The 13,708-nt window shown below is 40.3% G+C and carries 12 protein-coding genes; 1 reads left to right on the forward strand and 11 read right to left on the reverse strand.

Annotated elements, in window-relative coordinates; translation table 11 throughout:
- Window positions 1-7: 7 nt before the first annotated feature.
- From A2J09_RS15920 to A2J09_RS15935, 4 genes are all read right to left on the reverse strand, one after another.
- On the reverse strand, window positions 8-697 hold the full coding sequence (locus A2J09_RS15920) for a heptaprenylglyceryl phosphate synthase (protein ID WP_031416796.1): 690 nt from the start codon (window positions 695-697) through the stop codon (window positions 8-10).
- 110 nt (window positions 698-807) lie between these two features.
- Complete coding sequence (locus tag A2J09_RS15925; RefSeq protein WP_004225717.1) at window positions 808-1,128, reverse strand: YerC/YecD family TrpR-related protein; 321 nt, start codon at window positions 1,126-1,128, stop codon at window positions 808-810.
- 15 nt (window positions 1,129-1,143) lie between these two features.
- Window positions 1,144-2,199 (reverse strand): DUF3048 domain-containing protein, encoded by a 1,056-nt coding sequence (locus A2J09_RS15930; protein WP_036160415.1) that lies wholly within the window; start codon window positions 2,197-2,199, stop codon window positions 1,144-1,146.
- Window positions 2,200-2,257: 58 nt separating this feature from the next.
- Window positions 2,258-3,979 carry an adenine deaminase C-terminal domain-containing protein gene (locus A2J09_RS15935; RefSeq protein ID WP_012292021.1) on the reverse strand — a complete coding sequence of 574 codons (1,722 nt, stop codon included), beginning with the start codon at window positions 3,977-3,979 and terminating at the stop codon, window positions 2,258-2,260.
- Window positions 3,980-4,179: 200 nt separating this feature from the next.
- Between A2J09_RS15935 and A2J09_RS15940 the strand changes: the two genes are divergently transcribed.
- Window positions 4,180-4,605, forward strand: a complete 426-nt coding sequence (locus A2J09_RS15940; RefSeq protein ID WP_051563166.1) for a YgaP-like transmembrane domain — start codon at window positions 4,180-4,182, stop codon at window positions 4,603-4,605.
- Window positions 4,606-4,718: 113 nt separating this feature from the next.
- On the opposite strand, the gene purD is transcribed toward A2J09_RS15940, so the two are convergent.
- The 7 genes from purD to purQ all read right to left on the reverse strand — a co-directional run bounded on the left by purD (window position 4,719) and on the right by purQ (window position 13,706).
- Window positions 4,719-5,978: a phosphoribosylamine--glycine ligase gene (purD, locus tag A2J09_RS15945; RefSeq protein ID WP_012292019.1), complete on the reverse strand. Its 1,260-nt coding sequence runs from the start codon at window positions 5,976-5,978 to the stop codon at window positions 4,719-4,721.
- Window positions 5,979-6,051: 73 nt separating this feature from the next.
- Window positions 6,052-7,578: a bifunctional phosphoribosylaminoimidazolecarboxamide formyltransferase/IMP cyclohydrolase gene (purH, locus tag A2J09_RS15950; protein ID WP_012292018.1), complete on the reverse strand. Its 1,527-nt coding sequence runs from the start codon at window positions 7,576-7,578 to the stop codon at window positions 6,052-6,054.
- Window positions 7,579-7,683: 105 nt separating this feature from the next.
- Entirely contained in the window at window positions 7,684-8,253 is a 570-nt protein-coding gene (purN, locus tag A2J09_RS15955; protein WP_012292017.1) for a phosphoribosylglycinamide formyltransferase, read from the reverse strand.
- The gene (gene purM, locus A2J09_RS15960) at window positions 8,253-9,308 is read right to left on the reverse strand and encodes a phosphoribosylformylglycinamidine cyclo-ligase (RefSeq protein ID WP_012292016.1); all 1,056 of its coding nucleotides are present in this window, start codon (window positions 9,306-9,308) and stop codon (window positions 8,253-8,255) included. The genes purN and purM overlap by 1 nt, the downstream gene beginning before the upstream one ends.
- Window positions 9,309-9,401: 93 nt before the next feature.
- A complete protein-coding gene (purF, locus tag A2J09_RS15965) occupies window positions 9,402-10,826 on the reverse strand; it encodes an amidophosphoribosyltransferase (RefSeq protein ID WP_012292015.1) in 1,425 nt (474 codons plus the stop codon).
- Complete coding sequence (purL, locus tag A2J09_RS15970; protein ID WP_012292014.1) at window positions 10,802-13,036, reverse strand: phosphoribosylformylglycinamidine synthase subunit PurL; 2,235 nt, start codon at window positions 13,034-13,036, stop codon at window positions 10,802-10,804. Before purL ends, purF begins: the two co-directional genes overlap by 25 nt.
- On the reverse strand, window positions 13,023-13,706 hold the full coding sequence (gene purQ, locus A2J09_RS15975; protein WP_012292013.1) for a phosphoribosylformylglycinamidine synthase subunit PurQ: 684 nt from the start codon (window positions 13,704-13,706) through the stop codon (window positions 13,023-13,025). Before purQ ends, purL begins: the two co-directional genes overlap by 14 nt.
- Window positions 13,707-13,708 lie beyond the last annotated feature (2 nt).

Genomic DNA, 13,708 nt, shown 5'->3' on the forward strand with positions numbered 1-13,708 from the left:
TCTAAAATTATAACGTATTTTTAACAGCCTTAACAGTCGCAAGTGCAGCTTTTAAATCTTCATAAATAATATTTCCAACTACAACCGTGTCTGCATACTGTGCCATTTCCTCTGCCTGCTTGGCTGATGTAATGCCTCCACCATAAAAGAGCTTAGTGTGCTTCAATTCATTTTTCACAGCACTTACTACTTCTGGATTTCCGTAAATTCCACTGTACTCTAAATAAAACACCGGAAGTTTAAAGAAATTTTCTGCCATACGTGCATAGGCTACGATATCGTCTATCGATAAATCTGTTGTAGCACCTGTTACATGTGCCACTTTACAATCCGGATTTAAAATACAATAACCTTCTGCTACTAATTCATCCCACACCATAATATCTCCAAATTCTTTAATAGCTGCATGATGCAAATTTTTAATCCATTTTGGATCATCACTATTTAAGACCGTCGGAATAAAGTAATAGTCATAGCCTGGTGTAATCGCATCAATCGTTGAAATTTCCAAAGCTATCGGGACTTCGAACCGCCTAACACGAACAAGTAAATCTAATACCCCATCCAATGTCACATTGTCTGTGCCACCGACTAAAATAACGTCAGTTCCAGATTCACAAATTTTTTCTAAGTCTTCATCTGATATGTCCTTTGCAGGATCTAACTTGAACACATGTCTCCATTCTAAATAATCCATTTATTTTACCACCTATCGTTTTCTATCTATTCGTTTACAAGTATAGCTTATGATGGACCACAAAAAAATGAAAAAGACTGGGTAGAACATCTACCCAGTCTCTTTTTCAACTATTCTTTTGGTGCTTGAAATGGTTTCTCATCAGGATACAAACGACCTAGCATTTCATCATATGTATCGTTTCCATAATCGAAGCAACGTCGAACACGTGAAATCGTTGCTGTACTTGCACCTGTTTCCTTTTTAATGGATTCATAGGTTTTCTTTAAACGTAATAAATGTGCAACCTCAAAGCGTTGTGCCAACGATTGAATTTCACTAATCGTACATAAATCATCAAAAAACTTATAGCATTCTTCGATGTCTTTCAGCTCTAACACTGCTTTAAATAACTGATCTGTTTGATGCCCTCGAATTTTTTCGATTTGCATGCAATTTTCCTCCCTTTAAGGCTGCGTTTTCACCATTGCTTGTAACCCTGGTGAGGATGGTACAAAATGGACCCACGACTTTCCAGGTACTAGCTTTACAGGCTCCCCTGATTGCTCAACAGCCGTTGGTATTCCATTCACATTAGCCCATTTGACTTCCCTCAAATAGCCATTTTGAAATACGTACGCATTTCCACCAGAAGTTAAATCAATTGTTTGGCGACCAATATCATCGACTATTTGGTGATCCATTTCAAAAAATAGAACATTTGCCAATGATAATGCTTCGCCGGTTAACATATCTTTTGTGTCCACGCCAGCCGATTGTCGTTCATAATAATTACTTTGATGATCATACACATACGAATTGTGGAAATCTTCATTATTCCCGTAGTAAATATCAACTTGACTTGTTTCAATGCCTATTTTACCACGTTCATCGGGTTCATAAAAAGCCTGAAGTACTTTTTCACTGTAATTCATTGAAGCGCCTACCATTTCAGCACCTTTTCTGATCTTTTCCGATGTAATATATGAATTATGTGGTGCAACTCGTTCGCTTGAACGTTTAAAAAGTATACCATCATAAGCCATTCCGTTGATATTGTCGACTACACGATTATCGAGCATTGTTTTCGCCTCTGGACTATAACCATGAGCTACATAAAAGGCATTGAATCCTTTTGCTATATCGATAAAATAAGAGCGTGCACTACGAACCGGCCCTATATTTTCAGGTAGCTCACTTTGATAAACTGCTAAAAAGCGAGTCACATTGCCTTCCGCAAGCATCTCATAAATGATATCCGCTGCAGCTAATCCTGATTGCGGACGTGCAGCTGGATGATTATTAATCGTCACGACAATAGGCCGTTGAGTAATTTCCTCTTGCACTGCCTCTCCTGTAAGTGGCGCAACAAATGCTGGTTTCTGTATTTGCTCCTCAACTACTTTTTCTTCCTGTGTTACCCTCTCATCATCTTCTTTAACCTTGGGTGTATCCTTTGAGCATCCTCCGATCACTAAAGCGCTAAATGCCATAGTCATCCATAATTTCTTCGTTTTGAACACAAGCATTACTCTCCTTTGAACATTTCCATATGAAAGTACCTGTTTACACTTTCATATATTAGCGCATAACAGCAGGCAATAATAACTTATTCTTCATTACATCGAAAATCCCTTTCGGTGTTATACGAATATAGGGTAAATGAGTGGACTGTAAAAATAATAGCGTGTAAATAGCATCTCCTAAATGATACCCACGCTCTGCTAAAGCTTGCTTTAAAGCCTTTTCTTTCTCTGCTAGTGTCAATACATCCCCATCATATAAAAGTCCACCAATTGATAATGGTATATCTGCTATGACTTCCCCTTTTTCTACAAGGACGATACCACCATTCATGGCCTTCATTTCTTCGAAGGCTTTGATCATATCTTCTTTATTTTTTCCGATTAATAAAATATCGCCTGTGTTTGAGTAGGACGATGCAAAGCCTTGAACACCTGTTGCAAACCCTTTAATCATTGTATTAACATGCCAGTGACCTTGCCTGTTTATTAGCATTAAATAGCACTCATCGTGATCCGCTAGTTGCCCTTCTCTAGTAATTAATGAATTATACGGTTTTGTAATGACATCATTAACAAGCTGAATTCCAAAAGGCATAGAAAACTGGAAATCTTGTGCGTCTAATGAAAAATCTAAATGAAATGCGGGGATAGCAGAATAATCAATGGCTGCCAGCCTATGCACACGATCTCCATCACGTTTTAGCCAAACGCCTTTTGATAGGACACTTTCAGGTACAGGATGATATTCATCTTGTAAAATATTAAGTGAGGCAAAGCGACCTGTCGCGATAAAACCATGTAAATTGGACATATTATAATAGCGCGCTACATTATACGAAGCCATTTGGTAGGCATCGATTGGAGAAACTCCTGCATCTAGGGCTGCTTGTATACACTTATCCATCACCCCATCCTCATGGAACGAAGGTGGTGAACCATCTGTTGTCATCATTAAATGATCAAAAATAGGAAGCTCTTTTTCTACGATTCCTTTTAATAGGTGCGGTAAATCTGGTCGAATAGAAGAATGACGTAATGTAACAGCATAACCTTGCATTATACGACGTTCCACTTCTTCCACCGTCATCGCCTCATGATCACCATCCGCACCAAGAAGTTTCATACGAGCTAAAGTTCTCTCAGAGGCTCCTGGAAAATGACCTTCGATTTTTTTACCTAGTCCCTTTGCCATTTGCATGCGATAAAGCATTTGATCGTCCCCATGTAATAGCTTAGGCCAGCCTGTCAACTCTCCCCCAAGCAAAACATCACTTCGCTCTAACCATTCTAATATAGACGTGTTAGAGAAAACTTCTTCCTCCTGCTCCAACTCAGTTTGCGAATCAAAGCGAGTCCACCAATAAAAAGAAAACGGCAACTTTTTTAAATGATCTAAAATTGAAAACGCTTTCTTATTTTCTAAATTTAAAACAAAACTTAAATTATCAGAAATAAAAGTTGTTGTCCCTAGCTGACCACAAAAATCTGCAAAGGATTGTGGGTGATAAAGCTGGAAAGGATGTACATGTGGCTCAATATAGCCTGGTACAACTGTTTTCCCTGTACAATCCACTACTTGTGTTCCTTCTATTAAAGGAGGCATCCTGTCACCAGCATAGACAATGCGGTCCCCTAAAATCCAAATGTTTCCTACAATCCACTGTTTCATCATACTATGCAAGTACCTTGCATTTTTCAGCACAATATCAGGCGCCTTTTTTCCATCAATTACAGCTAATTGCTGACGTATTTTTGTTATTTTCCATACTGGATCCATGCTATTCGCTCCTTCCTAAATTACGTAATTTTTCATTGTGTAAAATCAACCTTGAATCACATACTACTATTGCATAATCGCATACTTTCATAAAATTTATGCTTTATGCAATCATCTTGTTTCAATCGTAACACAGCACTTTCATAAAGCAAAGTGCACCTCGCTTAATTTTTTCCACAATGACTAAAGGAGGAAGTAATATGATGCAGCAAGCAAATTTAAGCGAAAAAAATGCATTTTGTCGTTTTGCCATGGGTACAAGTTTGACAGCATTCGGTATCGCTAAAGTTTCAAGAAATCCTAATTGTACAAAAGGTCGATTAATGATTGCATTAGGAGCCATGAAAATGGCAGAAGGAATCTTTAAATATTGCCCTGCCAAGGCTCTCATGAGCACCAATATGCAAAATGCCATGAACACCTCTATGCAAAGTATGTTCAGCGGGCAAAATTCTATGTCCTCTGAGCAAATCGATAAACTCATGAAGGATTTCTCTTCTGCAATAGCTGGCAATTCCTCAGGTTCACAAGATACCGCTTCAACGCAATCTGATACCAGCACTTCAACTCAAAATTCCTCAACAAGGAGCAATTCGACATCGAATACTGCTCAAAACCCTTCTTAGTCAAAGGAGCCGTCCCAATCTAATTTGGAGACGGCTCTTACCTCTTACGTTTGAAACTTTAAGAGGTTTCAAAAGAGGATTAAAAATATTTTAAATTTTAGTAAAAATAATGATTATTTTTTGAACGTACGCCATCCAATATCTTTGCGGAAGAAAAAGTGATCCCATGTTTCTTTAGTCATGCCAGCATATACTTTTTCCTGTGCTTCCTGTAAAGTAGGCGCTTTAGCCCCAACTAACAGAACACGACCACCATTCCCAACAAATTGGCCATCTACTAATTTTGTACCTGCATGGAATACAGCATATGACTTGGATATCTCCGCTAAATTGGGTAATGTTTTACCTTTTTCAACATCGCCAGGATATCCTTCAGCTGCAATGACAACGCCCAGCATAGCATCTTCAGACCATTGCAAATCAAAGGGTTGCTCGTTCATTAATGCCACCATAAATGCACCAAAGTCAGAAGCCATTCGAGGTAAAACTACTTGTGTTTCTGGATCACCAAAGCGTGCATTAAACTCAATAACCTTAGGACCCTTCTTCGTTAAAATTAAGCCTGCATATAAAATACCTGTAAAGGAAGCGCCATCCGCCTCCATCCCTTTGACAGTTGGCTTAACAATCGTTTGGTAAGCGATATCTACAACTTCTTGTGAGATTTGTGGTACTGGTGAGTAAGCACCCATCCCACCTGTATTAGGTCCTCTATCACCGTCATAGGCACGTTTATGGTCCTGTGCAATCACCATGGGATATATTTGTCCTTTATGCACAAAGGACATAAAGGAGAACTCTTCCCCGTCTAAAAATTCTTCGATGACAACGCGAGAAGATGATTCACCAAAGCGTTGATTGCCAATCATATCTTGCACAGCTTCAATGGCTTCTTGCTCTGTCATCGCCACAACAACGCCCTTACCAGCTGCTAAACCATCCGCTTTAATAACAATGGGTGCGCCCTGTTCTTTAATATAGGCAATAGCTTGTTCTGCATCAGTAAATGTTTTATGGGCGGCTGTTGGTATATTGTATTTACTCATCACATCTTTTGCATACGACTTACTACTTTCTAATTGAGCAGCCATCTTTGTCGGACCAAAAATTTGTAATCCACGAGCTGTGAAGAAATCGACAATCCCTTCAGCAAGTGGTTGTTCTGGGCCGACAAATGTTAAAGTAATATCATTTTCCTTAGCAAATTGGGCAAGTCCTGCAAAATCCATTGTGTCAATACTAACTACTTCTACCTCGCCTCGCATCCCGTCATTTCCTGGTGCTACAAATACTTGGTTAACGGATGGAGAAATGTTAAATTGTCTAGCGATTGCATGCTCACGACCGCCACTTCCGATTACTAATACATTCATTTTAGAGAATCCTCCTCTTTGTGAGTAAGACCGAGATGAACCCACATCTCGGTCTGTTTTATGTCAATATTAATTAGTGTTTAAAATGGCGTACGCCTGTAAATATCATCGTAATACCATATTCATTTGCTTTATCGATTGAATCTTGATCTTTAATAGATCCACCTGGTTGAATAATAGCTGTAATACCTGCTGCCGCTGCAGCCTCAACAGTATCACTCATTGGGAAAAATGCATCTGATGCCAATGCAGCACCCTTTGCTTTTTCACCAGCCTGCTCAAAGGCAATTTTAGCAGCGCCAACGCGGTTCATTTGACCAGCGCCTACTCCAAGTGTCATTTGAGAATCCGTTACAACGATCGCGTTTGATTTAACATGCTTCACAACAGACCAACCCAGTTGCAATGCTTCCCATTCCTGTTTTGTTGGTTCACGATCTGTTACTACCTTTATATCTGCATTGGCAAAACCATAGCGATCTGGTTCCTGTACAAGCAGACCGCCCTCTACAGATACTACATTAAATTGATCTTGCTTAGCTTGCTCGAATGGAATTGTTAATAAGCGAATATTTTTCTTTTTCGTTAAAATATCGAGTGCCTCTTGTGAAAAAGCAGGAGCAATAATAATTTCTAGGAAAATATGGCTTAGCTTCTCAGCAGTTGCTGCATCCACTTCCATATTAAGAGCGATAATTCCACCAAAAATAGATGTTGGATCTGCCTCATACGCTTTATCAAATGCTTCCTCTAATGTGACGCCTGTTCCAACTCCACAAGGATTCATATGCTTTACAGCAACTGCAGCTGGCATTTCAAACTCTTTCACGATTTGCAAAGCTGCATTCCCATCTTGAATGTTGTTATAGGATAACTCTTTACCATGTAATTGTGTGGCATAAGCTAATGAGAAATCAGACCCTAGACGTTTTTGGTAAAATGCCGCTTTTTGGTGAGGATTTTCACCATAGCGTAAGTTCTGCTTTAATTCATACGTCATTGTTAGGCTCTCTGGGAACTCTTCTTCTGTCAAATAATTCGAGATATACGAATCATAGGCGGCTGTGTGACGGAAAACCTTTGCAGCCAATTTACGACGTGTCTCAATTGTTGTGGCACCACCAGCTTTTAGTTCCTCTAACACTGTTGCATAGTCATTGCTGTCTACGATGACTGTTACATATTGATGGTTTTTTGCAGCAGATCGTAACATTGTAGGACCACCGATATCTATGTTCTCAATCGCATCATCCCATGTTACATTAGGCTTTGAAATTGTTTCAACGAATGGATAAAGATTGACACAAACAATTTCTATTGGCTCAATTCCATGCTCATTCATTTGTGCCTGATGAGAGTCATCATCAAATTTCCCTAATAAACCACCGTGAATCATTGGATTTAAAGTTTTAACACGGCCATCTAAAATTTCAGGAAACTTCGTTACTTCATCTACTGCCGTTACAGCTACTGCATTGTCCTGTAGCATTTTTTTAGTACCGCCTGTTGATAAAATTTCATAACCTAATGCTACTAATTCCTTTGCAAATTCTAAAATACCATCTTTATTGGAAACACTGATTAATGCACGTTTTGTCACAACAATATCCTCCTAATTTTTATCGTGCTTGCACGAACTAACTTGCTGTCATAGATTTATAGAGTTAGGTGTTGAGTAAGGTTCTCGACCTAACTCCTCCTTCAGTTATTGTAATAATTGCTGTAAAGCCTTTGTATATAATAAATGCTCTTGCTTATGAATAGCAGCTTCTGTTGCCTCTCGATTTCCTTCAATGACAGATACAGCAGCCTGTGCGATAATTGGGCCAGTATCCATTCCTTCATCAACAAAATGTACCGTTACGCCCGTTATTTTCACCCCATGATTCAATGCTTGTCCGATAGCATCCTTCCCAGGAAAGGCTGGCAATAAGGAAGGATGAATATTAACAATTCGCTGCGGAAAGGCCGCCAATAATACATCACTGATTAAACGCATATATCCCGCAAGCACAATCCATTTCACATCGCACTCATGTAGTGCATCGACAATTACTTTCTCGTAAGCTGCTTTCGAGGCAAAATCTTTTGGGTTCAAGGCTAATACAGGAATCCCCAAGTGTTCAGCACGTGTCACTACATATGCACCAGGCTTATCTGTCACTACTAGCTCAATCTTTGCATGCAGTTCCTTTCGTTCAATAGCCTCTTGAATGGCTTGAAAATTACTACCGCTCCCTGATGCGAACACGGCAATTTTTGTTGGTGCAGTCATTACACTAAACTCCCATCATGTGTTCCATTAAACACTACTCCATTGCCTTTAATAACACGACCGATTGTATAAGCCTTTTCACCATTTGCTTCTACTGCTGCCATCACTTTATCGGCTTCTGCTGCTGGAGCAGCTATGACAAAACCTATCCCCATATTAAACACATTATATAAATCCTTATCTTCTAACTGACCTTTATCCTTTAGGAATTCAAAGATACGTAATACTGGCCATGAACCTAAGTCAATTTCTGTAGCTAATCCTTCAGGCATCATACGTGGTAAATTTTCATAGAAACCTCCACCAGTAACGTGGGCACAGCCGTGTACATCTGCTGCTTTTAAAGCCGCTAATACAGGCTTAGCATAAAGCTTTGTTGGCACTAATAGCGCCTCGCCGATTGGTCCTAAATCCTCATAATTTTCTACAATGGCATCCACCGCATATTGACGATCTGCAAAGACAATTTTACGCACTAAAGAATAACCGTTTGAATGCACACCACTTGAAGCAATACCAATAAGTACATCGCCCTCGACAATTCTTTCTCCTGTCACAATGGCAGACTTTTCACAAGCCCCCACTGCAAAGCCAGCTAAATCATATTCATCCTCTTCATATAGACCTGGCATTTCTGCTGTTTCGCCACCAATTAGAGCTGCACCTGATTGCACACAGCCATCCGCAACACCTTTAACAATTTGCTCAATTTTTGCAGGTTCTGCTTTTCCAAGTGCTACGTAATCTAAAAAGTATAGCGGCTCCGCTCCTTGTGCAACGATATCATTCACGCACATTGCTACACAATCCACACCAATTGTATCGTGCTTGTCTACCATAAAGGCTAGCTTTAGCTTTGTCCCAACACCATCAGTTCCTGAAATAAGAACAGGTTCTTTTAGATTTAGTTCTGACAAGTCAAACATACCACCAAAGCCACCAAACGTTCCCATGACACCTAGACGGTTTGTCCGTTCAACATGAGATTTCATTCGTTTTACAGCTTCATAGCCCGCTTCAATATTTACTCCTGCTTGTTCATATGCCTTTGACACGCAGAGTTCCTCCTTATCATCTAAATCGCCTACCAGTATCCTAGAATTCATTTTTCAACCTTCTAGTAGACACTAATTCACTGCGATGTTTTTTTAACGTAAAAGTTCTTTTTCATGTGGTAAGATGGTATCCGGGAAAATCTCTGTTGGATATTTACCTGTAAAGCATGCAAGGCATAGTCCACGGTTTTCATCTTCATATGGACGTGCAATGGTCTCAACCATACCTTCAACAGAAAGGAATGTCAGAGAATCTGCACCAATTACTTCACGAATTTCATCCACATTATGACTGGAAGCAATAAGTTCTTCATGTGTTGACGTATCGATGCCATAATAACAAGGGTTTGTCATAGGTGGTGACGAAATGACCACGTGAACCTCTGCTGCACCAGCGTCTTTTAACATTTTGACAATTCGACGTGAAGTTGTTCCACGTACAATAGAATCGTCTACCATCACTACGCGTTTACCTTTGACAACTTGAACAACTGGTGAAAGCTTCATTTTCACACCACGTTCTCGTAATTCCTGTGTCGGTTGAATAAAAGTACGCCCTACATAACGGTTTTTAATCAGACCAAGTTCATAAGGAATACCACTTTCTTCTGCAAAACCGATAGCAGCTGAAATACTAGAATCCGGTACCCCCGTTACAACATCAGCCTCAATATGCGCGCATTCACGAGCAAGCTGTTTCCCCATACGTTTACGTGCCATATGGACATTAATACCATCAATATCCGAATCAGGACGTGCTAGATACACATATTCCATCGCACACATAGAACGCTTTTCCATCTCAGCAAAGCGGTCTGACTTTACACCCTCATCGTTAATAATTAATAATTCACCTGGTTCTACAGAACGAACGAACTCCGCTCCTATTAAATCAAATGCACAAGTTTCAGAAGCTACTATCCAGCCTTCTCCTAGCTTACCAAGAGAGAGCGGGCGTAAACCATGTGGATCACGTGCAACAAGCATTTCATCCTTTGTCATAATTAAGCAAGAATACGCACCCTTTAATAAAGAAAGGGCATTTTTCACTTTAGCCCGAAATGGTGAATGCGAACTTTTCTTAATAAGATGCGCCAGCACTTCTGTATCAGAGCTAGAGTGGAAAATACTACCTTGTCGCTCTAAATACTGTTTAAGATGTGTCGCATTGACTAAGTTACCGTTATGGGCAATAGAAAGGCTACCAGTTGAGGAATGAAATAGTAATGGCTGTACATTTTCAATACCGCCACCACCAGCAGTTGTATAACGAACATGGGCAATGGCTGCTTTGCCGTTCACTGCCTTTAATTTATCTTCGTTGAAAACATCATTAACTAGTCCTTCGCCTTTTACCGCGCGAAGGTGCTGACCATCGGAAACGACGATACCTGCGCCTTCTTGACCACGGTGTTGAAGAGCATGAAGCCCGTAATAACTAAGGTGTGCTGGATTTGGGTTACCCCAAATACCAAACACCCCACATTCTTCATTTAAGCCTCTGAGTTCAGCAAGCATGGGATTGCTCCTTTCCAATTAGAACGGAATTCCTCCACTGTACCTTCTACAAGCACACCTTTGTCCCCGTTGATTTTAACAAGTGCATCGTTTGTTACGACGCCAATTTTATGAGCATCTTTGATGATTTCGACAAATGTAGCTGCATGTTCTTCTTTAACAGTAACAACAAAACGTGATTGACTTTCACTGAATAACGCAGTTGTAGCAGAACCTGTTAATGTAACCTCAACACCAAGACCATTTGCACTGAAAGTTTTTTCTGCAATAGCCACTGCAAGACCACCCTCAGCCACATCATGCGCAGACTGCACAATCCCAGCTTTTATAGCCTTTAATAAAGCCTGCTGACGTGCTGCTTCTATCTCTAAATCGATAGCTGGTGCTTTCCCAGAAATAACGCCATTATTTAATAATTTTTGAAGCTCTGAACCACCGAACTCAGTCGTTGTTTCACCAATGACAAATACGATATCTCCTGCGCCCTTTACTTCCTGTGTTGTAACATGCGCTAAGTCTTCGATTAGACCTACCATACCAATTGTCGGTGTTGGATAAACGGCTTCACCAGAGCGCTCATTATAAAGCGATACGTTACCGCCAATTACTGGTGCATTCAATGCTGTACATGCAGCCGAAATACCATCAGCAGATTTTTCAATTTGCCAGAAGATTTCTGGCTTCTCTGGATTACCAAAATTTAAGCAGTCTGTAATTGCAAGTGGTGTACCACCAGTAGCAACAATATTACGAGCTGCTTCAGCCACTGCAATAGCGCCACCGACTTCTGGATCTAAATAAATATAGCGAGAGTTGCAGTCTGTTGTCATTGCTAAACCTTTATTTGTACCACGTACACAAATAACTGCAGCATCTGAACCTGGTTTAACAACAGTTGACGTACGAACCTGATAATCGTACTGATCGTAAACCCATTCTTTTGAAGCAATTGTCGGTGCTTTTAATAAAGCATTTAACGTTTCTTTATAATCTGTTACAACTGGCTCTGTATTTTCAATTGCTTGGAACTGAGCATAGTAAGCAGGTTCAGCAGATGGCTTATGGTAAACTGGAGCATCCTCGGCTAACGCATCCGCAGGTACTTCTGCCACTATTTGTCCATTGTGTAAAAGGCGAAGCATTTTATCATCTGTTACACGACCAATTGCTACCGCATCTAAATCATATTTATCAAAAATAGCCTTAATTTCATCCTCGCGACCCTTTTTCACGACTAGCAGCATACGCTCTTGAGATTCAGATAGCATCATTTCGTATGCTGTCATACCTGTCTCACGTTGAGGTACTAAATCTAAATTCATTTCTACACCAGAGCCAGCTTTTGAAGCCATTTCTGCTGAAGAAGAAGTAAGACCAGCTGCGCCCATATCTTGAATACCAACTAGAGCATCCGATTTCACAACTTCTAAACAGGCTTCAAGTAAAAGCTTCTCCATGAATGGGTCCCCTACTTGTACCGCTGGACGTTGATTTTCTGATTCCTCCGTTAATTCTTCAGAAGCAAATGTCGCACCATGAATTCCATCTCGCCCTGTTTTCGCACCCACGTACATCACTGTATTTCCAACACCTGCTGCAATACCTCGTTGAATATCTTTATGATCAATTAAGCCTACACACATCGCATTAACAAGTGGATTGCCTTCATAGCAAGGATCGAATTGAATCTCGCCACCTACTGTAGGAATACCGATACAGTTACCATATCCAGCGATTCCAGCTACGACTTCTTCAAATAGATATTTACCGCGCGCTGATTTTAATTCACCAAAGCGTAATGAGTTCAGCATTGCGATAGGACGTGCCCCCATAGAGAAAACATCACGTATAATACCGCCAACACCAGTTGCAGCCCCTTGGTATGGCTCAATTGCAGATGGATGGTTATGAGATTCCATTTTAAACACTACGGCTTGTTCGTCACCGATATCAACAATACCTGCACCTTCCCCAGGTCCTTGTAAAACTTGTGGCCCCTTTGTAGGGAATTTACGTAATACCGGTTTTGAATTTTTGTATGAGCAGTGTTCAGACCACATTACTGAGAAAAGACCTGTCTCTGTCCAATTAGGTAGGCGTTCTAAAATACCTTCTACCAATGCAAATTCTTCGTCTGACATCCCCATTCCAGCGTATAGCTTTTCATCTTTAATTTGCTGTGCTGTTGGCTCAAACTTAGTTGTTGACATGATTTTCCCTCCACTGCTTCACAATTGATTTAAATACTGCTAAACCGTCTGCGCCACCCACCAGTGCATCAACAGCTCGTTCTGGGTGGGGCATCATCCCTAATACATTGCCGCGCTCGTTTATAATCCCTGCGATATCTTCCAAAGAACCGTTTGGATTGTCACCTGAGTATGTGAATACGATTTGATTATTATCTTTTAATGATTGTAATGTCTCCTCATCACAGTAGTAATTCCCTTCACCATGTGCGATTGGGATATGAATAATTTGACCTTGCTCGTATTGGTTTGTGAATAATGTATTGTTGTTCTCCACTTTTAGCTGCACTGTACGGCACATAAATTTCAAGTTTGTATTGCGTAATAAAGCACCTGGCAATAATCCCGCCTCTGTTAGGATTTGGAATCCATTACATACACCTAGTACAGGCTTACCTGCGTCTGCTACTTTCTTAACTTCTGCCATAATGTTAGATTGATTAGCCATTGCACCACAACGAAGATAATCTCCATATGAAAATCCTCCAGGTACTAATACACCATCAAAGCCACTTAGATCTGTTGCTGTATGCCATACATATTCTACTTCTTCACCTAGCTCGTCTTTAATCGCATGATACATATCGATATCACAGTTTGACCCAGGGAATACGAGTACTGCGAATTTCATGA

The organism is Lysinibacillus sphaericus, from assembly GCF_001629735.1.
Classification (GTDB): Bacteria; Bacillota; Bacilli; order Bacillales_A; family Planococcaceae; genus Lysinibacillus; species Lysinibacillus pinottii.

Coding starts and splice junctions, on each gene's coding strand:
- A2J09_RS15920 (WP_031416796.1), bottom strand. CDS start 697: ATGGATTATTTAGAATGGAGACATGTGTTCAAGTTAGATCCTGCAAAG.
- A2J09_RS15925 (WP_004225717.1), bottom strand. CDS start 1,128: ATGCAAATCGAAAAAATTCGAGGGCATCAAACAGATCAGTTATTTAAA.
- A2J09_RS15935 (WP_012292021.1), bottom strand. CDS start 3,979: ATGGATCCAGTATGGAAAATAACAAAAATACGTCAGCAATTAGCTGTA.
- A2J09_RS15940 (WP_051563166.1), top strand. CDS start 4,180: ATGATGCAGCAAGCAAATTTAAGCGAAAAAAATGCATTTTGTCGTTTT.
- purD (WP_012292019.1), bottom strand. CDS start 5,978: ATGAATGTATTAGTAATCGGAAGTGGCGGTCGTGAGCATGCAATCGCT.
- purN (WP_012292017.1), bottom strand. CDS start 8,253: ATGACTGCACCAACAAAAATTGCCGTGTTCGCATCAGGGAGCGGTAGT.
- purF (WP_012292015.1), bottom strand. CDS start 10,826: ATGCTTGCTGAACTCAGAGGCTTAAATGAAGAATGTGGGGTGTTTGGT.
- purL (WP_012292014.1), bottom strand. CDS start 13,036: ATGTCAACAACTAAGTTTGAGCCAACAGCACAGCAAATTAAAGATGAA.
- purQ (WP_012292013.1), bottom strand. CDS start 13,706: ATGAAATTCGCAGTACTCGTATTCCCTGGGTCAAACTGTGATATCGAT.